The organism is Aliiglaciecola sp. 2_MG-2023, assembly GCF_030548145.1.
GTDB lineage: Bacteria > Pseudomonadota > Gammaproteobacteria > Enterobacterales > Alteromonadaceae > Aliiglaciecola > Aliiglaciecola lipolytica_A.
In genome coordinates, this window is sequence record NZ_JAUORY010000015.1 from 34242 (window position 1) to 59457 (window position 25216).

Genomic DNA, 25216 nt, shown 5'->3' on the forward strand with positions numbered 1-25216 from the left:
GCAACACGTTAACTATGATACCATTCACTTTTTATCTTTCCCAATCAAAACAGGATATAACGTGTCAGAAAAATATAACAGTGTTGAGCTTCAAGCAAGCTATGGTATTGGTTACCAAATGGGCGAACAATTAGTATCTAACCCATTTGAAGGTCTTGATATTGAAGCAGTAAAAGCTGGTCTAGCAGACGCTTTTGCTAAGCAAACCCCACAAGTTGATAATCAAACTTTGGGAGCTGCATTTAACGAAATTCACCAACGTATGCAAGCTGCAAAAGCAGATCAGCATAAAGGTGCAATCGAAGAAGGCGCAGCTTACTTAGCAGAAAATGCTAAACGTTCTGAAATTACAGTGACACCTTCTGGCTTGCAGTATGAAGTATTGACTGCTGGTGAAGGCGAAAAACCTACTGCTACTTCTAAAGTACGTACACATTACCACGGTACTTTAATTAACGGTAATGTATTTGATAGCTCTTATGAGCGTGGCGAACCTGCAGAGTTTCCAGTAAATGGCGTGATCAAAGGATGGACAGAAGCATTACAAATGATGCCTGTTGGATCTAAATGGCGTTTGCACGTTCCACATGATTTAGCATACGGTGAACAAGGCGCTGGCGGCGCAATTGGTCCTTTCAGTACTCTAGTATTCGATGTGGAACTATTAGATATCGTTGCTTAGTATTTGCAAATATCGTATTTAAAGGTCGGATTTATCCGGCCTTTTTTTGTGTCTTTTAACAAACCGTTAAAAGATCTAAACCTGCTTAGCTGCTAAAATGAACGATTGAATAATTTAATTAATAAAATAAAAATTTGGGGTAGTAAATGATTGACCTGATAACCAACCGTGACAGTAACGTCAAAAATGACGTGCTATCAGGAATAACCGTTGCATTGGCATTAGTTCCTGAAGCGGTTGCATTTGCCTTTGTTGCTGGCGTTGAACCTATGGTGGGGTTATACGCTGCATTTATGATGGGCCTAATAACATCTGCAATTGGTGGCAGACCGGGAATGATTTCTGGCGCAACGGGCGCGATGGCGGTGGTCATGGTTGCCTTGGTCGCTCAGCATGGTATCCAATACTTATTTGCCGCGGTTATTTTAGCTGGAATATTACAGATTTTAGCGGGCATATTCCGACTAGGAAAGTTCATCAGGCTTGTTCCCTATCCGGTAATGTTAGGCTTCGTAAATGGTTTGGCTATCGTCATTTTCCTTGCCCAATTAGGGCAGTTCAAAATAGTAAATGAGTTTGGTGTTCAAGAATGGATGCAAGGCAGCATGCTTTATTGGATGCTTGGTCTGGTTGCATTGACTATGGCAATTATCTATTTTTTACCTAAGCTAACTACCGCTGTACCCGCTTCCCTTGTGGCTATTGTAACCGTAACGCTGTTAGTGCATGGCTTAGATTTAGAAGCTCGCACCGTGATTGATTTTGTGCGCGGCATGTTACCTGAAGATCAAAAGGCCACAGCAACTTTAGCCGGTGAATTACCTAGCTTCAGTGTACCTATGGTGCCGTTGAACATGGAAACCTTGTATATCATTTTACCTACTTCAGTCATTCTCTGTTTAGTTGGTTTGATTGAATCATTGTTAACCTTGTCTTTAATCGATGAAATGACTGACACTCGCGGTCGTGGTAACAAAGAATGTGTAGGTCAAGGTGTTGCTAATACCGTCAATGGTTTCTTTGGTGGCATGGGTGGTTGTGCCATGATTGGTCAGAGCATGATTAACATCAACTCCGGTGGACGTGGTCGTCTTTCTGGTATTACCGCTGCACTGGTATTGTTAGGATTCATTTTATTCGCTGCACCGCTGATTGAAATGATTCCATTGGCTGCATTGGTGGGGGTGATGTTTATTGTAGTCATAGGTACCTTTGAATGGGCTTCGTTTCGCATTGTGCGTGGTGTAAACAAAGAAGATGCATTTGTGTTGTTCTTGGTCACGGGGATTACCGTTGCAGCCGATTTAGCGATAGCAGTGGTAGTAGGGGTCATTGTATCTGCGCTGGTTTTCGCATGGAAACACGCCACCCATATTAGTGCGAAAACCCATACAGATGAAGACGGTTGGAAAGTTTACGAACTTGACGGCCCCTTGTTTTTTGGTTCAGTTTTACACTTCAGAGATTTATTCGATCCGCAAAATGACCCACAGGACGTGGTCATTGATTTTAAAGATTCACGTATTTGGGATTCATCAGGCTTAGATGCAATTGATGGTTTGGCTGATAAGTACAAAATTCAAGGCAAGAAGCTACATATTCGGCATATTAGCCCTGAGTGTACTAACCTGTTAACCAAGGCTCAAGGCTACGTGGAAATGAATGTAAATGAAGATCCTCGTTATCGCATTGCCTCCGATAAATTGGGATAAATATATCCTCGGACTGAAGCCCGAGCTACAGATTTTGTAGGCTGGGCTTTAGTCCAGTTTTGGATGTATACCCCTGGTTTGTAGGCTGGGCTTTAGTCCAGCGAAAGATTTAGGAATCTTAGTTGTGAGCAAGAATTTCATCTAACTAAATTACTAGCTAGTGAAACTGGACTGACACATCATTCAGGTTGTTTATTTAGACGGGTACAAAAAAGCCGGATGATATCCGGCTTTTCAAATGGACTTGAGGTTCTATCAAAGGTTGATTTATTTTTGGGTAGTTAACCAGGTAATTAACTCAACAAATTCATTCGGCGTCATTTTTGAACCGAAAATTGCCTGATATTTATCATTTACGATAAAGGTGGGTACGCTACGAACACCTAAAGTCAATTTATCGTTTTTGCGCACGGCACCGCGGATTCCATAACTATTGGCCAGTTTTTTCAACTTATCACTGTCACCGCCAGCTTCTGCATACACCTTTAAAATGTCTTCCATGGAGGCAATATTTTTGCGATCTTTATGAATAGCTGTAAATAAAGCGGTGTTAAATTCGTCAGCTTTACCTAATTGGCGTGCTGCTAACATAGCTTTGGTCGCTGCATTCTGAGTATCTTTTTCAGCACCTCCCATAAAGTTCACGTGGGCTTTGGTAAAGGTCACGTCACTTGGCAGTTTACTTTTTAAATCTTTGGCAATGCTCTCGAATGTGAAACAGTGTGGACACCAAAATGAAAATACTTCGCGCACCTGCTTGGTTTCACTTGGTATCTCTTTTAATACCGTGTAGTGCTCACCTTCTTCCCACTTAGATTGGGCCATTGCAAGAGTTGGAACTGCGCATACAAATGCTATTAAAAGATTGCGCGTTAATTTAAAAATCATATAAATAAAATCCTGTAAAAAATAAGGTTATTAACGTTGTTTAGATAACCAAACAACTAAATCCGCAATATCATCCCTTGTCATACCTTCTACAATTTGGGCTTGATACTTTCCGTTAACAATGAAATTTGGTACACCGCTCAAATGTTCACGATAGGCCTCTATAATTTGATTATTCTGCTTGAGTAGGTTGTTAATTTGGAAGCTAGATTCCACTTTATCAAACTCGGCAGTATCAACGCCTTTGGCTAGGAAAATATTTCTTAACTCAGGTGTGCCTGTAATAGGTTGACGCTGTAAATGAATATAACTAAAAATAGCACTATTCATTTCTTCTTCTTTGTCCATAGTTCTGCCTATTAACAAGGCTTTTGTTGCGGCATCTTGTATTTGTGTGCTGGTAAAACGCATAAAGTTAACATGCACCTTTTTAAATGTGACATCTTTATCTAACTTTAGTTTTATCTGTTCAACAATAGGTTCGAAGTTATAACAGTGAGGACACCAGAAAGAAAAGAACTCTAGTACTTCAGGCTTTTCAGAAACCTCATCATTAATCACTAGGTAATGTTTACCTTCTTTCCATTTAGATGGAATTTCGGCTTGTTCTGATGAGCTCTCTTTGGAGCAGGCTTGCAGAGATAATAGTAAAAATAACGCTAATACAGTTGATAGTTTTTTCATATCAATCAATTCCTTCAAAAATTTATCAAAGGTTATCATAGCTAGTAAAAGATTAGGTATAGTTAATCAGTCAGATGAATACAATCTGTGGATGAAATGCATAAAAAAACCGCTTCTCGAAGCGGTTTTTTGTATCTTGCATTATTTCTACAAGCTAATCGTCGTTGCGACAAAAAAGTTTTGGCCTGCGGTATTGAAGCCATTTACTTCTTGATAGTTCTCATCAAAAAGGTTGTTTACACCCGCTTTGATGCTGACTGATTCAACTATTTGCCAACGGGCAGTTAGGTTCGTAAGTTGATAGTCATCTATTTCCACGCCACCAATATCTACCGCATTTCTGACACTTCTATAGGTCAATTCAGCACTGAGTTTGTCATCTAACCAAGCTTGTCTAATACCTAGGTTGAATTTATTTTTAGGCCTTCTCAAACGAACTTCACCGTCACTGTCTTGTGCATCATTGTAGGTATAATTAGCCCAGACTTTTAATCCGTTAGCGAATACTTGTTCAACGCTTGTTTCAACCCCTTTAGATTCACTTTCACCGAAAGACTGCAAATATCCTTGGTAAGCAGCTAAATCAAATACGATTTCGTTTTCGATGGATTGTTTGAAAAATACCATTTCAGCGCTCAATCCATTATGAGTATCGATGACGAAACCCAGATCCAAACCTTCACTATTTTCTTCGGCCAATTGCAAGCCTGCAGCTTCACCGTATGCATAAGGGCCATCGTTATAACTTTGCTCATACAAACTTGGCGCCCGGAAGCCGGTTCCGTATGTCGTTTTAAATTTTACATCCGCAAAATCAAATGAAACTACTTTGACTGCACCTAAGCGGACGCTATTGTGTTTACCGAAGGTGTCATTGTCGTCGTATCTGTAGCCTAGATTAAACGCCAATTGATTTGAAAACTGACCTAACCACTCAACAAATAGACTTTTCTGACTTCTGTCTAAATCACTGCTTTCGATTTCTTGGGTTTCTTTTTCAAGACCAAATACAAGATCGTGCTGTTTCCAGTTTACACTTCCAATGTATTCAAACTTATCGATAGTGCCTGAATTGGTAAATCCATACTCACCATTATTGATAAAATCTCTTTCAACATCCGTTTTGTTGTAAGCGATTTGGTGTTGACTATGACTGTCTTGATAACTCAAAGCGCCACGGAAAGTTTGCTGATCCGCTTCCGTTGTGCACTGATTAATTTGTGCAAAGGTGGTGTTGTCGTAACAGCCGTCGTATTGATTTTCTGCATCAACATTACGAAATACCAAAGAAGCTGCAATTTTATCAGTTAATTCCAGTTGGCCTTTAAAGTGAACAGTTTGGTTATCGTAGCCATCTTTTTCACCGCTTTCATCGCTAACTTGCGCGTTAAAACCGTCACTTTTAACTTTCGATGCTGACAACGAAAATGAACCGCTGTTGTTGCCGCCAGCAACATTAGCGTTTAATACTTGTGTATCAAAAGACCCTGCTGCAAGTGTACCACTGGCTTCAAAACCTTTGGTTAGTTGCTTGCTGTACATACTTATAACGCCGCCGGCATCTGCGCCGTAGGAAAGACCTTGGGTGCCTCGCAATATTTCTATTCGCGACAACTGATCAATCAGAACATCATCAAAAATCGGCGCAACTTGAGGAGATGAAGTGTCACTGAGTTCCACGCCATCAATATATAGTTTGGTTCTGAACCCTTCTTCACCACGAATTCTAACCACAGTACTTTTACCCAAACCGCCAGAATTAGACACGCCGACACTTGGCGTTTGACGTAAAATTTCAGTTACATTGAGAGCTGTTTGCATTTCAATATCGCTCTCATCTAATACTGAAACACTGGTGGCTAGTCGATTGGTTGGCAATTGAATACGGCTAGACACAACGGTCATCTTTTCAATGTCTTGTTGATTTTGCTGTTTTTGTGTTTGCGCATAGAGAGAGGGAGATGCCAGTGCCAAGCTAACGCTTAACGCTAAAAGAGTCGTTTTATTTTGCATGTTGTTTAGCCTTGTTAAGTACTCCGCCCGAGTACTATGTCATATGAATTACAGTTTGGAGTTTTGACTACAAACCTATGCTTCTCAGGCCGGTATCCGGGCTCACAAGTGTCCTAATAAAGACTCGATTAATAACCTTCCCATTTTTTCAAACAGTGGTAACTTATTAATCAAAAATACCCTTGAGTATCACTTGCTTACCGTTGCGGGGGCAGCGTCAGCATTAATCAGATTGGTATCTGATTGCACTGTCTTCCCGTTTAACCACCAGTGGTGGCACCTAAGAGGTGTGCATTATATCTATCTGTTCTTAAAAAAATAGGATTTTATAATTTTGTAATTAAAATAAGGTCAAGCTTGGCTCTTGGAGTGCGGAATATTGCTCTTTTAACGCTAATATTTGTTGTTCCCAATATTTGGCGTCGGCAAACCAAGGGAACGCTTGCGGGAAGGCAGGATCTTGCCAACGGCGGGATAACCAAGCCATATAATGGACCATACGCATAGCTCGCAATGGTTCAATTAAACTGAGTTGGCTGCTGTCAAATTGTGAAAATTCTTCATAGGCTTCTACCAATGTGTCCATTTGGATTCGTTGTTGGTAGGTATCACCAGACAACATCATCCAAAGATCCTGAATTGCAGGTCCCATTCTACAATCATCTAAGTCGACAAAGGTTGGGCCATCTCGCCATAGAATATTGCCTGGATGACAGTCGCCGTGCAGACGAATGGATGAATTCGGTTTATACAAGCTTGCCGCTAATTCAGTAACTTGTTCTAAAATCGTAAAAAAAGCCGTATGCAAACTGCTGGGGATAAGTTCGGTTTTATGCAAGGTTGCGTTTGCATCAAGCAAATGCTCTTGAATACTAAAAGTAGGACGGAAACTAAACGGCTGGCCTTTAGATACTTGATGGATGCGACCGATAAACCGTCCCATCCATTCAAGCTGATCTAGATTATCGACTTCAAATTGTCTGCCACCAACCGATGGGAAGATGGCAAAGTAAAAACCCTGATAACTATGTAATGATTCATTATTGGTGCGTAAAGGTGCAACCACAGGAATTTCATGATCATGCAGTTCTTGTGCGAAGTCATGTTCCTCCTGAATTTGCTCGCGACTCCAGCGCTGTGGTCGGTAAAACTTAGCCACATATCGACGCTTATCATCGCAAATAAATTGATAAACCCTGTTTTCATAACTGTTCAGTGCCAACAATCCCGAATCTACTAGGTATCCTCGGGATTCAATGGCATCCAGTATTGTATCAGGACCAAGTTGCGCAAAATCAAAGGTAGTCGCAATTGAGTCACTCATCGATATATGAACTTACTAGTTTCACTCATTTGAACAGGATCGTCACTGTCTGTTGAGGTCACCTTAAACTGAAATTCAGTCACGGTTTCATTTAACGCATAGGGATCGATTGCGATGCTAATAGGTAAGTTCAACACTTCCCCGCCAGCAACAGTCACCTGAGTTGGACCGATATATTTATTGCCTTCTAAGCCAACCACATCAATTTTATAGGTGTGCTCAGCTTGGGATTTATTCAGTACTTTTAAGGTATAAACATTTTCAATTAGACCATCATTTGTTTCTCTGAATAACGAATTTCGGTCTCTGATAATGTCTACTTCTAGTGGTACCCGAGCAATAATTTCATAGGCCAAAAGAGAGGTCATGATAAACAGTACTATGGCATAACCAATCAATTTGGGACGGAATATCTTAGTTTTACCGCCGGCCAATTCATGTTCTGACGTAAAGCTAATGAGTCCTTTGGGATAATTCATTTTTTCCATTACCCCATTACACGCGTCTACACAGGCACCGCAGTTAATACATTCGTATTGCAAACCATTGCGAATATCTATACCTGTTGGGCACACTTGAACACACAAGTTGCAATCGATACAGTCACCAATGCCTTTTTGTTTAATCTCTTCGTGACTGGTTTTTCTGGAACGAGGTCCTCGTTTTTCGCCTCGAGTTGGATTATACGCAACGGTAAAGGTATCTTTATCAAACATTGCTGATTGAAATCTGGCGTAGGGGCATATGTGAGTACACATAATTTCACGCATCCAGCCAGCATTACCGTATGTGCAAACCGTAAAGAAAATGACTGAAAAGCCCGCCCAAAAACTAACGTCAAAGGTAAAGAAATCAATAAATAACTGGTTAATCGGCGTGAAATAACCGACAAAGGTCAATGCTGTTAACAAGGCCACCGACACCCAAGCGAAGTGTTTCAGGGCCTTTCGCCAGAATTTGTCGAAATCCATTTCACGCTGGTCTAATTTAATCCGCTTGTTTCTAGCACCTTCTATTTTTTCTTCAAACCAAATATAAATGAAAGTCCAAGTGGTTTGTGGACACATAAAGCCACACCAAACTCGTCCGGCAAAGGTGGTTACAAAGAATAATGCGAAGGCACCAATAATAAGGATCCAAGCCAATAAGGTTAAATCTTGAGGCCAAAGAGTCAGACCAAATATATTAAAGCGCTGAGCTCCAATATCAAATAGTACCGCTTGATGTGAGTTAAATTGAATCCACGGGATGAGCGCAAAAATGCCAAGAAATATTAAGCCAAAAAAACGTCGAAAGGTTTCTAGTGTGCCTTCAACAGCGCGGACATATATTCGACTTCGTGGGGTGTACGCGTTTTCGTGTTGACTGGCTTCTGGTTGGTGAACTTTTACAGTGGATATATCTTTGATTGGAATGCGTTCACTCATTCATCTTTCCTTTACGGGACTGCTAGAAACTCCGGCGAATTCGAAATTTCTATAGGTTAGTAATTAATCCCCCTATTATCGCACAGACTGCTCGCTAGTTGTTAATCTGGATCAATGAATTAACTGGTTTTTTTATCGATTCAACCCTATTTAGGTCGCACCCCGTTAAGAACAATAGACTGAATGTTATTTAAGGTCGACGCAAAAAATTCCGGGTCGTCTAAATTTTGACCGGTTACAGCCTCCACTTGCACACGGAAATCAGCATAGTGTTGGGTTGTTGCCCAAATACTGAAAATTAAATGATAGGGATCGATTGGCGCCAGTTTACCTGCTTCAATCCAACCTGAAATAACTTGAACTTTGGCTTCAACAATTGCCCTCAGTGGTGATTCGAGTTGATTGAACAAAAGCGGAGCACCTTGCACTACTTCCATACAAAATAAACGAGATTCCTTGGGGTTGTCGCGAGATAAAGCTAATTTTACTTCGATATAATTCGAAATGGCTTCGATGGGATCTTGCTCTGAATTAAACCCCTGTAGCGGCATTAACCAAACGTCTAATAATTGCTGAATTACCTCCACATAAAGCTGTTCTTTACTGGCAAAATAGTAGAGTAAGTTTGTTTTCGATACTTTGGCTAAGTCTGCGATCTGTTCAACACTTGTGCCGTGCACACCGTTACTCGAAAACAAGTCGAGGGCCGCTTGCATTATCACTTTTCGTTTATTGCGTTTTGCTTCAGTACGCTTACTTTGCGTTTTGGGGCTTGAGACACGTTTCGACTTTTTTTGTGTTTTTTTCACTAATGTTGAACTCATATGTCTACTTATATCCCATTTTAGTTTATTCCCTGTCCACTATGTTTTAACCAAGATTGAGAAATTAAGCAATCCCAAGAGTTTGTAATTTTTAATAATTAGCCTAATTGTAGTTCTTATGTTTAGCACTTTGTGCAGCTTCTAAACTGCAAGCTGGTGGAATGACAGATGCCAAATGACAGTTTTTTTGTTTATGCCTAACATAGGTGTAGAGTATAAAACTGATGAGTTTAGTCAGCGTTTATTTTAACCCCTCAATCACCATTTGAATGGATGTTAAATAGAAGCTTAATGTGAAGTGCCTTTAACCCAACCCATTTTTGGAATTTAAAAACATGACAACCCAATTAGATGACACCGCGTTAGCGCAATTATTTACTCATGCCCATACTCACACTGCTTGGCAAGACCAAAACATACCTGAAGAATTATTGTTGCAGTTATATGACCTAGTTAAGTTGGGCCCAACCTCGGCAAATTGTAGTCCTGCTCGTTTTGTATTTATTCGCTCTGATGAGGCTAGAGAAAAACTAAAACCTGCTTTATCTAAGGGCAATGTGGAACAAACAATGAGCGCACCCTGTACCGTCATTGTTGCATACGATAGTGAATTTTATGAACAGCTACCTAGATTATTCCCCTATGCTGATGCTCGCAGTTGGTTTACATCCAGCCCTGATGCAGCCTATGAAACCGCTATGCGCAATAGTTCGCTACAAGGCGCTTATTTAATTAGTGCTGCCAGAGCGCTAGGGCTAGACACAGGGGCAATGTCAGGGTTTAATCCTGAACTACTGAATCAAATTTTCTTCGAAAACAGTACGTGGAAAGTGAATTTCTTGATTAACTTAGGATACGGCGATGGCACAAAAGTGCATAAGCGACTTCCGCGTTTGGGGTTTGAAGAAGCTTGTAAAATTTTATAGTCCTTTGGCTTTACTCTCCAGCTAAAGGCAAATGTACTTAGGAGTGGTCCAGTGGAACCAGATACACAACAGTTATCTTCACAATCTGAAGGGATATCTTGCATTAGCCCCGAGTGTTTTAGAGATAGTATGGCAAGTTTAGCCGGTGCTGTGAACGTAGTAACGACATCTACTGTCAGTGGAGATGTGGGGTTTACCGCAACTGCTGTATGCAGTGTAAGTGATAGCCCGGCGACATTATTAGTATGTTTAAATCGCAGTACATCAGTACATAGTGCATTTGTTGATAGTCCTTACTTAGCAATAAATACACTCTCCGAAGGCCATGAACAACTGTCTAATATATTCGGTGGTAAGGCAACAATGCCAGACCGTTTTGCAGTCGGGAAATGGGAGACACTGAAAACGGGCTCACCTGTGCTCGCTGATGCGGCAGTGAGCTTTGACTGTAAAGTGACTCATATTCAAAGTGTTGCCACACACGATGTCTTCTTCTGTGAAGTGGTAGCCGTTAAACGGGATGAAACGGCTGGGGCGCTGGTGTATTACCAACGCGGGTATCATCATTTACAAGATTAATAGCAACTGTCAGTTTTCCTTTTTTCTATCAGGGTTGTCAGCGCTGATTGCTAATTGACTGTTTGCATTGGTATTAGTTGCAAGACTTTTGTATAGACTTAGATAATACTCAGCGCTTCATTAAATAGACCTATTAGTCTAAGTTAGCCCTTGGTTTTGACTTAAGGCTTAATTTTGTCTTATTTAGATGTGAAAGTATGTTTAGGTATTTAATTGTTTTAGCAGAAGTTGTGATTTTAGTGATGACGCTACGTTCGTCGTTCGCGCAGTATTTGCTGGCTGATATCCAAAATGATTTATCCCAATTAATGACTGAAATATCGATGAAAATGGAAAAAACGCAACTAAATGATGTGCGTTATGCGCTAGCGCCCTATACGGAACAGATGCGCGATTTTCAACGTGATTACATACTTCAAATTACCGATAGTTCTGAAAACCTCGTTAATTTCCACGCTAAATATTGTCTACAACGGGAAATAAATCCCTACGTTAATGGTTCGAATTTAGAGCTGGTTTGTCACACCATTAGTAATTCAACTTTATTAGATGTGAGCGAATCATCTTAGTGTTTTAAGCGACTCTGGATATTTAATCGCTCAACTATTTGATCTGCGGTGCGGATTTAAATAGAAGACAGAAACCAGCACCGCCTAAATCTGCATTTTCAACCCAGCATTCACCATCATGCCAATGCATTATCCGTTTAATAATTGCTAAGCCTAAACCGGCTCCTCCACGTTTCCTATCACGGCTATTATCAGGACGGAAAAAGGGCTCAAAGATACGCTTTTGATAGATTTCAGGTACGCCTAATCCGTCATCTTCCATGCGCAATAATACGCCCCGTGGGTGTTTGCAAACCACTATTCTTATGATTGAGTTAGCGTATCTGTTGGCATTATTAAATAGGTTGTCTATTACTCGTTCAATAAAGTGTTCGTCTCCCAAAATGGTAAGATCTGAGCCAATAAATTGAATACTGACTTGCGGCTGGCTACTTTTTTGTAAATATTCGATGCGTTGTTTGCACAATGTTAAAAGTGGGATCTCGGATATATTCAACTCTGGCTCTTGCACTTCCATGCTGGTGTAACTCAACATTTCTTGCACTAATTTTTCCAATTCATCAATATCTTTATTCATTTCGCTCCAAGGGCCAGATTGATCATAATCCTGGGCCGCGATTGCAAATTTTAGGCGAGACAATGGTGTTCTGAATTCGTGAGCAACTGCACCTGTTAACTCTCTTTGTGTATTTAACAGTTCGCGCACTCGATTGCCTAAATCGTTTAATGCAATGGCGATTGGGTAAACAACCGAGGTTCGTTCAACATCTATCGGTGGAAATTCACCACTGGGTCCAATCCGAGTCGCCGTTTGTTTCAACTGAAGCAGGTCTTTCCATAATGGCCATAACCACAGTGCAATTAACCCTGCCAGTAAAAAGAAAAATAAACCGCTGTATAAGACGTATTTACTGGTGCTTGTTTGATTGTGTAGCAAGCTAATTTCGATCAGTTTAGATGGTGGTGTTAGGAAGTAAATTTGAGTGCCATTTTGGCGGTCGAATAAGACCACGGGTAATTTCTGTTGCAATTTAGCAAGTTCTTCAGAATTCCAAGCCATATCAGCGGTGTTCAAAGTTGATACTGAGAATATTTGTTTGTCTAAATCATTGGCAGAGATGCCACCACGTTGATGCAAAGCCGTCAATGCATCTACAATGGCTGCGTCTCCTTGATTTAACGCGTCGTCATTAAAAAATACATGATTGAGCAAAGCACTCAGTGCTACAAGGGATAGCGCAATAAATAGATATAAACTTAAAAATAAACGGGTCATATTATGGCTGGATGATTTTCCAAATTTGCACTATTCCCAAGCATCAGGCACAAAGAAAAATCCCTTCCCCCAAATTGTTTTTATCTTGTAGGGGTTTTGTGGGTTATCCCGAAGTTTTTTACGTAATCGGGAAATGCGCACATCAGCGGATCTGTCTAAACCGTCATACTCTCTGCCAATTAACTCGCTGTATAAGGTTTCTCGTTCCACGAGTTTGGATGGGTTGGTAGCTAATTTCCACAGCATATCGAATTCGTGACTGGTCAGTTGAATCGATTCGTCTGACAAAAATACTTGTCGAGAATTGCGGTTGATTCTCAACTGCCCAAAATGCAATTCGTCAGTTTGTTGCATCGCTTCATTGTTGTGTGTGTCACTGCGCCTTAATAATGCATTTATGCGCGCTAACAGCACGCGGGGTTCTACTGGTTTAATAACGTAATCGTCTGCACCGAGTTCTAATCCCAACACTTGGTCGAAGTCGGAGCTCTTCGCGGTCACAAACAACAGAGGTCCGCTAAAGGTTTTGCGTAATTTTTTGCACAACTCGAAACCATCTTCGCCAGGCAACATGATGTCGAGAATAATAATGTCAGGTTCGAATGTTGCCATGCTTTGAGCCAACTTTAAGGAGTCGTATAAACAATGGACTTCAAAATCCTGCTGGTTCAGAAAATTAGCCATTAATTGGCTTAAGCGTTTGTCATCCTCAATCAATAAAATGCGTTTGTTCAAAATAGACTCCAAGGTTGCCTAACCCGTCTAACCTGCTTTTTGCTAGCTCTGGCTTTAATATCCATTTCATGGGACAGAATGACAGTACCATTTTCAGACTTGAGATATAATACAGTATCTTCGCTGAAACGAATTACAAGGGTGTTTTGTTGCGCCGTTCCTGACCAGCAACTTAACCGCGTTTGATCTTGATAATAGCAGTAGGTTCCTGGTTGTAAATTCTGAAAATTAAGTGTTAATGCCATTTCGCAGGTGTCACCTAAGTTTTCCACAATGCATACTTTAGGCTGAACACTCCAACTGGGTACCGCCCCCCATACTTTTGGTATGCCGACAATTATTGTCAACACCATCATCAGTAAATAGCCAGTTTTGAATTTGCAGCAGCACTGATTCATCAAAAACGCCGCCCCAAACCAACAAACAAATTGGTCACATTGTTTTCTTCTACAATAGGGCTATTAATCATTGAAGTATGCAGTTTGCGATAGGCGGCATTGGCTATCCAGTGCCAATTTTCATCGAGTTTTTTAGTATACAAAAGTGATATACCGGGTTGCAGCCCAGAAGATACTTGATAGTGATAGTTCGGATTCGCAGTGTCTTTTTTATCAATTCCATAATAATAGTTTGCTAAGTTAGCACTTTTCCAAACTATGCTAGGGCGCACCATAAACTGCCAGTTATCGCCAACCCAGTAATATTGATAAGAAAGATTGGCCTTTTGACCTTGATGCACGTTGCTCGCATCGGTTTCGATAGAAAAACTGATTTCGTGATTACCGTTATAAAAATGGAATCGAGTACCGAAATTAATTGCCCAACTTCGACCGCTGATTTCGTCAACTGAGAGTCTAGCGTCCTCGGAGGTTAGGTCACCATCTGTGTCTTTGTTTGGAGGCTCAATGGAGGGCGAGGAAGGAAATGCGGCGGGCACAGTTACATTGCCAGGATGCCAGAGTTCGAAAAAAGTTTTTTCTCGATCAAGGGTTAGATAGGTTTCAATGCCGGTCTTTTCGGTTTGTTGCCACTGATAACCGATTTCTCCGTTATCAAAGTAAAACTGTTCGCCATACCAAGCCACATCGAACAATATAACGTTAGGGAAGTTATCGCCATCAACTAATGGATTAGAACGAACGCCTATACCAAAGGCGACACCTATATCCCATTCTTCTTCTTGTATGCAATTTTTGGATGTTTCACAGCCTAATAACGGGCTCGCATAGCCAGTTGCAATGAAAAAGATAACGCATATTAGACAGTGTTTTAACACCTCATTCTCGACCTTCAGCTAGCACAATATTGTTGAGCAAATATTTGCTCAATATTGAAAGGTTAACAGACCTTTTGCAAACCTACATCGTAGGGTTACAAATATTCACAATTATTGTCAATTCTTAATAGAAAATAACAACTCCAGTTACTAGGATTAAATCAGTAATGGTATAGATATTAAAAGTTTGAAAGAAAGGTGTGTGCTATGTATGGAAATAAAGCTGCAATGTCTTCTTTGTTTGCCGCCTTACTATTAGGGGCGTGCGGTGGAGGCAGTGGGACGGACACAAAAGTGACTGAAAACAAACCGCCTGAAGTCAATCAACCCAGTGGTTTTGTCGGTGCCTTAGTTCAAGACTCGGGGAAAACTGAGCGCTATATAAAAAATGGCATTTATGCCGCATCATTAAGTGAGTCTGATTACACCGCTGGGGGGGATGTGGCGAGCCCGAGTATCGGCAGTAGCCCTTATTCCACAACTAATACCGTAGAAAGTGGTGTCGATGAGGCCGATAGAATTAAATACGATGGTGAAACTTTCTATTTGGCAAACTATCCTATTTGGTCATCTGCAAATCAAAGTCCAGCCGATATTCGAGTTATCCAACGAAATCAGGACGACACGCTAACAAGTCTCCCAAACATTCCGTTAGCACAGGAGAGTGACGACATTATTGGCATATATCTACATCAAAAACGTTTAGTCGCGATAAGTTCTACTATGCCGGTCTATCCCATCGATTTCATCAGTATTGCTCCTTGGGAACCCGTTGAACAGAAATTCAGCGTGCAATTTTTTAATGTTAGTGATCCGCACAACGCTCTGGCTGAAAACCTCCTGACATTTGATGGCTCGTTACTATCAACCCGTCGAATTGATAACCAATTATATGTGGCCAGTAGTTATGTCCCCTATATTGACGGCCTTCAACCGTATGCCGCTACAGATGAGGAGAAACTAGCGAATTATCAGAACGTTATTGGTGTTTCCAGTGACGCTGTAATGCCCCGTGTTGATATCAATGGTCAATCAATGGCAATGAACCTTATGGCTGAGTGTTATGTTCCTGAAGCCGCTACAGAGGATGATGGTTTTGCTCAGATATTAACGGTGACTAGAATCAATATAGATGACCCAACTGATCAACAATCTATCTGCATGAGCGTACAAGCTTATATGCTCTATATGTCAGAGCAATCTATGTACTTAGCAAGCAGTATTGAAGGGCAACAAACAGCGTTTCATAAAATTAGTTTAGAGAATATGAGCTATCAGGCATCGGGCGCTGTTGATGGTGTGTTGAGCTGGCGAAGTGATCCCTTATTTAAGGTTGATGAAAGTGATGGCTACTTACGAGTAATAACCACTGATAATTCGGTTTCTCCTGCAGTTCATCAACTGACGGTCTTAGCTCAAAGTGGCAATGAGTTGACGACTATTGCAAGTTTACCTAATGAAAATCAACCGCAAGCGATTGGCAAACCCGGAGAAGATATATACGCGGTGAGATTTATCGATGAGCAAGCATATATAGTTACCTTTGAACGAATCGATCCGCTTTATATTATTGATTTAAGTGATAATAGCGCACCTTTCATCGCTGGTAGCCTAGAAATTCCTGGTTTTTCAAGTTATTTGCATCCCCTCAAAAATGGTTTATTACTGGGAGTTGGCCAACAAGTCCAGCTTGATGACTTGCCCAGTAACGGTGATGCAACGCTAGTTGAAAACAGTGCGCAGGTGATGCTTTCTCCACCACCTGTGGAGCCAAATGGAATGAAAGTGAGCTTATTTGATATTCGTGATGCGGCTAACCCAATTGAGCTGACATCCATTATTGCTGCGGATGCATTTACGCCTGTGGAATTCAATTACAAAGCGCTGAGCGTATTGGAAGCGGATGGTTTCTATCGGTTCGCTTTCCCAGTGGAAAAACTTAAATCTTCAACTGATGTAAGCAGCAATGACAATGTGGTGGATGTGCCACAGAATAGTTTGATGTTGTTTTCGGTTGAAACGAAGGATGTATCACCAGAATTAGAATGGCTGGGGAATGTCAAAGCTGATAATGACAGTGCGGAATATATCTTTTCAGGTGAAGATCGCAGCGTTATTCAAGGGGAATATGTATATTACTTCCGAGGAAATCAAGTTTGGCAAGCACTGTGGGCAAATCCAAGTGCAGTTTCAGGACCTTTTTAAGGCCGTCCATTTAAAGCTCTAAGAATTAGGGCACTAGGCCTTTGGGGCCGTCTCTATTGTGACGGCTCTTTTTTATTCGGGAACATTTTAGATAGTTTACCTGTCTACAATATACACGATGAATTATGCTGGGCTTCTTAGTTACAATAGTGCTATTCAGTGGCTGTTCATAATAGTCAGCCTAAACTGTAATTAAGCTGGCTTTTAATTTAAACAAAGGGGATTAACAATGAAAAACCTGTCATTAGCATTGATTGCAACTGTCGCAACAACGGTCTCGTGTTTCAGTTATGCAAAAGCCGATGTGGAAATTACATGGGAAAACCCGAAAGAGTTCCGCGATGTTAAACCCACTCTGCAATCGCGCACTAAATTCAGAGAGCAGACTTTTAGCAAACTTGAGGAATTTATTACTGAATTAGCCGAAGATCTGCCGGACGGCCAAAAATTAACCATGACTGTTACTAATTTGGATTTGGCGGGAGAAGTATGGCCTTCATCTTTCGTAGGAATGGGCAATGCCGGAGGCGAAGTTAGAGTCGTAAAACAAATCGACATTCCGCGGATGACGTTTTCGTACTCATTAATAGATACTAAGGGTAAAGTTCTGCATTCTGCTGATGAGGTTAACCTTAAAGATATGAGTTTTATGGATCACTCGACGATTCGCTTTAAAAACGATTCTTTAAAGTATGAGAAAAAAATGATTGAAGATTGGTTTAACGATGAATTTCCGGATTTAATCGCCAAAAAATGAAAAAAAGACCGCCAATTGGCGGTTTTTTTCTGACCATTTGTTCAGGTTTATTATTTGAATAACCCTTTAAAATCAATATGAAACAATGATTTCATTATTTTCGCGGTGAAATATATTTACCCTTCAAGCGTCTCCATGCCTTTTTAATTCGTTGAATTACTAACCTGTTTCTGACAATATCGATGCCGGAAAAAGGTACAGTTTGTCATTTGAATGTCACACAATGGCAATACCATCCGACCACTAATAAAAAGGGCTACGCCCCAAAAAATAACTAATTATAAGCCATTAAATGGCATTTGAAGTACTCAGGTTAGGAGAGGCTATGAAAATTAAGTATCCAGCGTTGCTGGCGCTTGTGTGTGCATCCTTCGCGCATGCAGAAAGCGTATTCATCAACGAACTTCATTACGATAATGTCAGTACTGATTCCGGCGAAGCAATAGAAATTGCAGGTCCGACAGACACTGACTTAAGCGGATGGAGTTTAGTATTTTATAACGGAAGTAATGGTTCAGTTTACCAAACCACTTCTCTAAATGGCAGCATACCCAATCAGCAAGACGGTTTTGGTACAGTAGCAGTTTCTTATCCTTCAAACGGTATTCAAAACGGCCCTGACGCAATTGCATTAGTAAATAGTAGTAATACTGTTGTTCAATTTATTAGCTACGAAGGCACATTTGATGCCGTAGGTGGTGCAGCGGATGGAATGACCCCTACCGATATTGGCGTTTCCGAAAGCGGCAGTACGGCTGTTGGTGATTCGTTACAGTTGTCTGGTTCAGGCACTGATGACGGTGACTTTGCGTGGCAAAGTGCAGCGGCAAATACCTTTGGTGCAGTTAACACTGGGCAAACGTTTGGCAGTGGCGATGATGGCGGCGGCGATGACGGTGGCGGTGATGATACAGGCAGCCTAGAAGGCGTTTGTTTTAACTGCCCAGATTTAGATAAAGTTGCCGATGCCGCAGAGTTTAATGACGCCAGTTATTATGCAACTGTTATTACTGAAGTGGAGAATGGTTCTACTTCTACAATGATTAAATCGGCATTGACTGATGTTATCTCTACTGATCATCGTGTGCTTACTTATGATCAAGTCTGGACCGCTTTAACGGAGTCTGATGAAGATCCAAGTAATGCAGATAACGTGCTACTTATTTATAAAGGTATTTCACTGGCTAAATTGTCAAACGGTAGTGCAGAACAAAGCTCTAACCCTGATAATTGGAACCGTGAACACGTTTGGCCTAATAGCCATGGCTTCCCGGATCGTGATTATGAAGCCTATACAGATATCCATCATTTACGTCCTTCTGATATTTCAGTCAATAGTTCTCGCGGCAACCTAGATTTTGACAATAGTGATACACCGCTAGCGGAAGCACCTAGTAATAGTGTTGACGGTGATTCTTTTGAACCAAGAGATGAAGTCAAAGGTGATGTGGCCCGTATGATGTTTTATATGGACACACGTTATGAAGGGTTAGGTGACCTTACACCTGATTTATTATTAAGTAATGGTTTGACTAGTGTCGGTGAAGCACAGCTTGGCAGACTTTGCCGTTTGATTGAATGGCACAATGGTGATCCAGTTGACGCTTTAGAGCAACAACGTAACGAAACCATTTACGAGTACCAAGGCAACCGTAACCCCTATATTGATCACCCTGAATGGGTTGCAACCTTATACACTGCTGAAGTCTGTGGAGACGATGATGGTGGTGGTGATGATGGTGGCGGTGACGACGGCGAAGATCCCGTTGAAACTGGTTCAGTAGAAGCTAACGCGTTAGTGATTACCGAAATCATGCAAAATCCGAGTGCGGTAGGTGATTCATACGGTGAATGGTTTGAAGTACTTAATACCAGTACGCAAGTGATTAACCTAAATGGTTGGACAATTCGTGACGATGGTTCAGATTCATTTGTTGTAGACCAAGATGTGTTTATCGGTGTGGGCGAATATGCCGTACTAGGTAAGAATGCAGATACATCAGTAAATGGCGGAATTACTTTGGCTTATGCCTATGGTGGTTCTATGGCATTGGCAAACGGTGATGACGAGATAGTTCTGGTTGATCCTGAAGGCAATATCATCGACGAGATAGCTTATGATGATGGTGACACTTTCCCTGATCCAAATGGCGCGTCTATGTATCTAGTTGACCTCTATGGAGACAACAACATAGGCACTAAATGGGCAGAAGACACTACTAACTTCTATGGTAGCTCCGACTCAGGTACACCAGGTACAGGTGATGCAAGCTTTAGTTTAGTTATCACCGAGATTATGCAAAATCCGAGTGCGGTAAGTGATGCAAATGGCGAATATGTTGAAATACTCAATACTGGCGTTATTGCAGCTAACTTAAATGGTTGGGTGTTACGTGATAATGACTTTGATTCACACACTATCGTTGGCGACGTATATGTGCCAGCTGGTACTTATGCGGTTTTAGCTATCAATAGTGATTCTGAGACCAATGGTGGCATGGATGTTCTGTATCAATATAGTGGGTTTACCGCAGCAAATGGTGGTGATGAAGTCGTATTAGTGCGCCCTAATGGTGATATCGAAGATATTGTTGAATACGATGGCGGACCAGCATTCCCAGATCCAAATGGTGCTTCTATGACGTTAGTTTCAGCAAGTCTGGATAACAACGTTGGTGACAACTGGGTTGCCGAATCAACAGCGACGTTTGGTAGTGGTGACTATGGAACACCAGGTTCTGGTCCTGATGGTAAAACCTATGGCGGTGGCGGAGATGACCCTGTTGACGAAATACCTGAAATTGGTGTTTGTACTGATCCAGCGACTCTGATTAGCGAAATTCAAGGTAATGATTTTGCATCGCCTCTAGAAGGACAAGAGCATATAGTTGAAGCTGTAGTCACTTCGGTAACGGCTGACTTTGGTGGTTTCTACGTACAAGAGGAAGATTTTGACGCAGACGCTGACTCAGCTACATCTGAAGGTATTTACGTTAGTTACTACGATACTGATGCATTACCTGAGATGGGAAATGTGGTTCGTCTAATCGGCACCGTAGCTGAAAACTTTGGTCGTACACAACTAAATGTATCTTCTGCTTATTTGGCATGTGGCACAGGTAGTGTAACGCCAACTGCCTTTACTATGCCGTTTAGTAGTTCTCTTGATGCTGAATCATTAGAAAATATGTTGGTGGTTAACGAATCTCCGCTGACGGTAACAGATACCTACACATTGGCCCGTTTCGGCGAAGTTGGTTTGTCCTTTGGCAGACTATATAACCCAACTAATGTTCATACACCACTTTCACCAGAAGCTATTGCGTTAGCTGAAGAAAATGCACTTAACTACATTGTTATGGATGATGGTTTAGATGTACAAAATCCAGAAACGGTTATTTACCCTGAGGGTAACCTTTCGGCGCTAAATACATTGCGTACTGGTGATACGGTAGTCAATATTAAGGGGGCTTTGGATTACAGTTTCAGTAACTTCCGAATTCATCCGGTTGAAACACCTACAATTGTAAATTCAAATGAGCGTGAATCTGAGCCCACTATTACTCGCGGAAACGTGACTGTGGCTAGCTTAAACGTATTGAACTTGTTTAATGGTGACGGTCAAGGCGGCGGCTTCCCTACGGAGCGCGGTGCTGATTCGTTGTTCGAATATGAGCGTCAAATTGCCAAAACAGTTGCAGCTATATCTACCATGGATGCGGATATCGTTGGTTTGATGGAAATTGAGAATGACGGTTTTGGTGAGTTCAGTATGATTGCTGAGCTAACTGAGCGTTTAAACCTTGTTATGGGTGAAGGTACTTATGACTTCGTCAGTTATTCTGGTGAAATAGGTACTGATGCTATCGCTGTAGCCATGCTGTACAAGCCTGCTAGTGTCTCGCTAGATGGTGAGGTGAAAATCAACTTCGATAGTATTTTCAATCGTCCTCCTGTCGCGCAATCATTTACTGCTGCAAATGGTGCGGATATCACTGTTGTGGTAAATCACTTTAAGTCTAAAGGATGTGGTAGCGCAACTGGTGATGATGCAGACCAAGGTGACGGCCAAGGTTGTTACAATGCTAAACGTACACAACAATCTTTAGCCTTAACCAGCTGGTTAGCCACTGAAGAGTCGTTGTCTAGCAAAGAAAACGTGTTAATCATTGGCGACTTGAATGCTTACGCAAAAGAAGATCCTATTGCAGCTCTTGAAAGCCAAGGTTTTGTAAACTTGGTTGAAACATTCCAAGGTGCTGAAGCCTATTCATATACTTTCAGTGGTGAATTTGGTTATTTAGATCACGCTTTAGCAAGTGAAAGTTTGTTAGCCCAAGCAGTCGATACCATTGAATGGCATATCAACGCTGATGAACCTTTTGCTCTTGATTATAATGTTGAATACAAATCAGATGCTCAAATCAACGATTTCTACTCGGATGATGCATTTAGAGTATCAGATCACGATCCAGTGATGATCAGCTTTGAGCTTGAGTCTCCAGCGGTACAAGGTGACTTGGATGGTGACATGGACGTAGACTATTATGACATGCGTGCGCTAATGATATTAATTCAACGCGGCGAAGCTACATTAGCTGAGCATGATTATAATAATGACGGTTTGCTTGACAGTCGTGATGTATCTGCCATTCGCAGCTTATGTACACGTAGAGCTTGTTCAACTCGTTAATTAAAACCTACATAAATAAAAACCGGTAAAACGTCAGTTTTACCGGTTTTTTTATGGGCTGCTTAAATCAGTAGATAAATACAGTTATCTCGTTTATTGATAATCAAATAAATTATCTGCAACGTCGATTAAGTCTTTCGCATCTTCAAGTAAATTCACTTTAAACACTTCTTTACGGGGTAAAATACGTTTCAAGTAAAAATCACAGGTCGCTTTTTTCCCTTGTTGAATAGACTGGTTTAGACTGTGTGAAGCACTGTCGGCCATACTTAACCAAAGAACGCCTAACAAACAATATGCACTGTAGTTCATATAGTCGTAAGCTGCACCAGCCAAATCTACAGCCGATTGCTGTTTAACCTGCAATGACAGTTGATGCCATTCTTGCAAAATAGATTTTGCTTTTGCTTGATCACTAGGATCGGCAATGTCATCCACCATTTTTTCAAAAACGCTATAGGTGGCAGCTAACATGTCGCCGTTATCCCGCGACAATTTTCGACCGACTAAATCGGCAGCTTGAATACCGTTAGTTCCTTCATATAGCTGGGTAATACGACTATCTCGTACGTATTGTTCCATCCCCCATTCGCGGATAAAGCCGTGACCGCCGTATACTTGAACCCCTAAGTTACTGACTTCTTGGCCCACATCAGTCATAAAACCTTTTGCTATTGGGGTTAAAAAAGCCACTACATTGTCGGCGTCCCGTTTACTTTGTTCATCCCTTGCATTTTTCTCGATATCCATTTGACTGGCGTACAAGAAGGATAAAGCACGACAACCTTCGGTAAGCGATTTTTGGGTTAGCAGCATTTTGCGTACATCAGGGTGAGCCATGATTGGATCGGCTTTGCCTTCTGGATTCTGCACTAATTGAGGGGCTCTTGATTGTAAACGGTCACGGGCGTAGGCGAGGGCACCTTGATAAGAGCCTTCGGCAATACCTAAACCTTGTAATCCAACCTGAAAACGAGCGTCATTCATCATGGTAAACATGCATGCTAGCCCTTTATGAGGCGCACCTACAATAAAGCCTGTTGCTTGGTCAAAATTCATTACACAGGTTGGGCAGCCTTTTATCCCCATTTTCTTTTCTAAACTACCCACAGAAAGTGAGTTTTCTTCGCCCAGTTCGCCGTTATTAGAGACCATGATTTTAGGAACTGCAAATAAACTGATACCTTTTACACCCGCAGGAGCATCAGGCAATCTGGCCAGTACAAGGTGAATAATATTGTCGGTCCACTCTTGATCTCCACCGGAGATAAAGATTTTATTACCGGTAATTTTATAACTACCGTCTTCTTGAGGTTCGGCTTTAGTCGATAATAAACTTAAATCGGTACCGGCTTGTGGTTCAGTTAAACACATAGTGCCCGTCCACTCGCCAGAAATAAGTTTTCTAAGATAAGTATCTTTTAATGCTTGATCACCGTGTTTGTTAATCGCTAAAACGGCACTTTCGGTTAACATGCTGATTAAACGCCAGCTTATATTCGCTGAGCAAAGCATTTCCTGAACTGGCACTGCCATGGTATGGGGAAGATCTTGACCATCGTACTCAGGGTTCCCGAGCATGGCATTCCAGCCATTAGCAATATATTCATGATATGCAGCTGCAAAACCATCAGGTGTGGTTACTTTGCCGTCTTCCAGCTTACAGCTTTGTTCATCACCTTCACGGTTAAGAGGGGCGATAGCCTGCTCAGCAAATTTAGCGCCTTGGCTAAGTATTTCATTTACTAAGTCCTTGTCGAAGTCTTGAAGACCTAAAGACGAATAATGATCTTCTAATTTCAACCAGTCGTGCAAAAGAAATTGCATGTCTGTTATGGGAGCTGTGTATTGCGGCATATATTTTCACCCTTTTGGTTAATTTAACTGTTCAGACCAGTTGTTGGGTGAAGTATACAGGTTCAGCGGCCAAAATTTAAATTACAGATAGTAATAGATTATTATTTAATGTGCGCAGGTTGGGGTGGTACCGCAGAATCTTCTACTTTATTAAACATATCGCGGACCGCAGTCAACTGCTCTGGGAAACGCCATTGATTGAACTCGGTTGCATAGGGATCCACTAATTGGATAGAAACCACCTCTAAACTGGCCCATTCTGGTACTGGAAATTCGACAAAACTATCATCAAAATTTGCATCCAAATTACATTCGTAAAAACGCATTCCATTGGCACTTGTACCTAGCCACTGGCGAACCTCAACATTAAAGCCGGTTTCCTCCCATGTTTCTCTATGTGCAGTGCATTTGGCTGACTCAAGGTTATCAGATGTTCCACTAGGTAAATCTAGTTTGCCACTAAGCCGATGAGTTACGGTTACTAACTTGTCACCTAACCTTATCAGACAGGCTGCGTTTGCGGTTTGTTGTGGGTATTCGGATTCATCTACTCGACAAACTGGATCGCTTGGGGGCGTTTCGCTGCAAGATGTAAGACAGAATGACGATATTGCTAGGTAGATGACTAATTTATTTTTCACAATAGAGGGTACAATATTGGCTAACCTGAACTCAGGATAAGGAGCGTTTTTTGATAACGCTGTTTTTGAGCCTAGCGTCGTTGTGTTTTTTAGTAATAGCCAGTTATTACTTTCAAAAAAACGCCGTGCTATCCGCAAAAATTTCATA

Annotated in this window: 20 protein-coding genes and 1 riboswitch; of the genes, 8 read left to right on the forward strand and 12 right to left on the reverse strand. The window is 41.3% G+C overall.

Features of this window, described 5'->3' with window-relative positions; all coding sequences use genetic code 11:
* The first annotated feature begins 61 nt into the window (after window positions 1-61).
* Together Q4567_RS14805 and Q4567_RS14810 are read left to right on the forward strand one after the other, a co-directional pair.
* Window positions 62-682, forward strand: a complete 621-nt coding sequence (locus Q4567_RS14805) for an FKBP-type peptidyl-prolyl cis-trans isomerase (protein ID WP_216047587.1) — start codon at window positions 62-64, stop codon at window positions 680-682.
* 146 nt (window positions 683-828) lie between these two features.
* Window positions 829-2394 (forward strand): SulP family inorganic anion transporter, encoded by a 1566-nt coding sequence (locus Q4567_RS14810; RefSeq protein ID WP_216047586.1) that lies wholly within the window; start codon window positions 829-831, stop codon window positions 2392-2394.
* A gap of 267 nt (window positions 2395-2661) precedes the next feature.
* Here Q4567_RS14810 and Q4567_RS14815 read toward each other — a convergent pair whose 3' ends face one another.
* The 6 genes from Q4567_RS14815 to rutR all read right to left on the reverse strand — a co-directional run bounded on the left by Q4567_RS14815 (window position 2662) and on the right by rutR (window position 9554).
* The gene (locus Q4567_RS14815) at window positions 2662-3282 is read right to left on the reverse strand and encodes a thiol:disulfide interchange protein DsbA/DsbL (RefSeq protein ID WP_216047585.1); all 621 of its coding nucleotides are present in this window, start codon (window positions 3280-3282) and stop codon (window positions 2662-2664) included.
* 30 nt (window positions 3283-3312) lie between these two features.
* Window positions 3313-3966 carry a thiol:disulfide interchange protein DsbA/DsbL gene (locus Q4567_RS14820; protein WP_216047584.1) on the reverse strand — a complete coding sequence of 218 codons (654 nt, stop codon included), beginning with the start codon at window positions 3964-3966 and terminating at the stop codon, window positions 3313-3315.
* Between the two features lie 147 nt (window positions 3967-4113).
* The gene (locus Q4567_RS14825) at window positions 4114-5979 is read right to left on the reverse strand and encodes a TonB-dependent siderophore receptor (protein ID WP_303500897.1); all 1866 of its coding nucleotides are present in this window, start codon (window positions 5977-5979) and stop codon (window positions 4114-4116) included.
* Window positions 5980-6048: 69 nt separating this feature from the next.
* Window positions 6049-6278: riboswitch (cobalamin riboswitch) on the reverse strand.
* A gap of 41 nt (window positions 6279-6319) precedes the next feature.
* Window positions 6320-7303 carry a serine/threonine protein kinase gene (locus Q4567_RS14830; RefSeq protein ID WP_216047582.1) on the reverse strand — a complete coding sequence of 328 codons (984 nt, stop codon included), beginning with the start codon at window positions 7301-7303 and terminating at the stop codon, window positions 6320-6322.
* On the reverse strand, window positions 7300-8730 hold the full coding sequence (ccoG, locus tag Q4567_RS14835; protein WP_303500898.1) for a cytochrome c oxidase accessory protein CcoG: 1431 nt from the start codon (window positions 8728-8730) through the stop codon (window positions 7300-7302). The genes Q4567_RS14830 and ccoG overlap by 4 nt, the downstream gene beginning before the upstream one ends.
* Before the next feature lie 146 nt (window positions 8731-8876).
* Window positions 8877-9554, reverse strand: a complete 678-nt coding sequence (rutR, locus tag Q4567_RS14840) for an HTH-type transcriptional regulator RutR (RefSeq protein WP_216047580.1) — start codon at window positions 9552-9554, stop codon at window positions 8877-8879.
* A 335-nt stretch (window positions 9555-9889) separates the two neighbouring features.
* Here rutR and Q4567_RS14845 point away from each other — a divergent pair, with 335 nt between their 5' ends.
* The 3 genes from Q4567_RS14845 to Q4567_RS14855 all read left to right on the forward strand — a co-directional run bounded on the left by Q4567_RS14845 (window position 9890) and on the right by Q4567_RS14855 (window position 11628).
* The gene (locus Q4567_RS14845; RefSeq protein WP_216047579.1) at window positions 9890-10480 is read left to right on the forward strand and encodes a malonic semialdehyde reductase; all 591 of its coding nucleotides are present in this window, start codon (window positions 9890-9892) and stop codon (window positions 10478-10480) included.
* Window positions 10481-10531: 51 nt separating this feature from the next.
* On the forward strand, window positions 10532-11059 hold the full coding sequence (locus Q4567_RS14850; RefSeq protein ID WP_303500899.1) for a flavin reductase: 528 nt from the start codon (window positions 10532-10534) through the stop codon (window positions 11057-11059).
* Between the two features lie 197 nt (window positions 11060-11256).
* On the forward strand, window positions 11257-11628 hold the full coding sequence (locus Q4567_RS14855) for a hypothetical protein (RefSeq protein WP_216047578.1): 372 nt from the start codon (window positions 11257-11259) through the stop codon (window positions 11626-11628).
* Between the two features lie 34 nt (window positions 11629-11662).
* Here the strand turns inward: Q4567_RS14855 and Q4567_RS14860 are convergent, their stop codons facing one another.
* The 4 genes from Q4567_RS14860 to Q4567_RS14875 are packed head-to-tail and all read right to left on the reverse strand — an operon-like array spanning window position 11663 to window position 14915.
* On the reverse strand, window positions 11663-12904 hold the full coding sequence (locus Q4567_RS14860; protein ID WP_252728922.1) for an ATP-binding protein: 1242 nt from the start codon (window positions 12902-12904) through the stop codon (window positions 11663-11665).
* A gap of 30 nt (window positions 12905-12934) precedes the next feature.
* Complete coding sequence (locus tag Q4567_RS14865) at window positions 12935-13639, reverse strand: response regulator (RefSeq protein WP_216047577.1); 705 nt, start codon at window positions 13637-13639, stop codon at window positions 12935-12937.
* A complete protein-coding gene (locus Q4567_RS14870; protein WP_216047576.1) occupies window positions 13636-13995 on the reverse strand; it encodes a DUF3019 domain-containing protein in 360 nt (119 codons plus the stop codon). The genes Q4567_RS14865 and Q4567_RS14870 overlap by 4 nt, the downstream gene beginning before the upstream one ends.
* A gap of 41 nt (window positions 13996-14036) precedes the next feature.
* Complete coding sequence (locus tag Q4567_RS14875; protein ID WP_216047575.1) at window positions 14037-14915, reverse strand: MipA/OmpV family protein; 879 nt, start codon at window positions 14913-14915, stop codon at window positions 14037-14039.
* 207 nt (window positions 14916-15122) lie between these two features.
* Here Q4567_RS14875 and Q4567_RS14880 point away from each other — a divergent pair, with 207 nt between their 5' ends.
* The 3 genes from Q4567_RS14880 (at window position 15123) to Q4567_RS14890 (ending at window position 22570) form a co-directional block, all read left to right on the forward strand.
* Entirely contained in the window at window positions 15123-17120 is a 1998-nt protein-coding gene (locus Q4567_RS14880) for a beta-propeller domain-containing protein (RefSeq protein WP_303500902.1), read from the forward strand.
* Window positions 17121-17349: 229 nt separating this feature from the next.
* Window positions 17350-17877 (forward strand): DUF3016 domain-containing protein, encoded by a 528-nt coding sequence (locus Q4567_RS14885; protein WP_216047573.1) that lies wholly within the window; start codon window positions 17350-17352, stop codon window positions 17875-17877.
* A gap of 325 nt (window positions 17878-18202) precedes the next feature.
* Complete coding sequence (locus Q4567_RS14890) at window positions 18203-22570, forward strand: ExeM/NucH family extracellular endonuclease (protein ID WP_303500903.1); 4368 nt, start codon at window positions 18203-18205, stop codon at window positions 22568-22570.
* Window positions 22571-22663: 93 nt separating this feature from the next.
* Here Q4567_RS14890 and Q4567_RS14895 read toward each other — a convergent pair whose 3' ends face one another.
* Both Q4567_RS14895 and Q4567_RS14900 read right to left on the reverse strand, forming a co-directional pair.
* Window positions 22664-24427: an acyl-CoA dehydrogenase family protein gene (locus Q4567_RS14895; protein ID WP_303500904.1), complete on the reverse strand. Its 1764-nt coding sequence runs from the start codon at window positions 24425-24427 to the stop codon at window positions 22664-22666.
* A gap of 101 nt (window positions 24428-24528) precedes the next feature.
* The gene (locus Q4567_RS14900; protein WP_303500905.1) at window positions 24529-25215 is read right to left on the reverse strand and encodes an NUDIX domain-containing protein; all 687 of its coding nucleotides are present in this window, start codon (window positions 25213-25215) and stop codon (window positions 24529-24531) included.
* Window position 25216 lies beyond the last annotated feature (1 nt).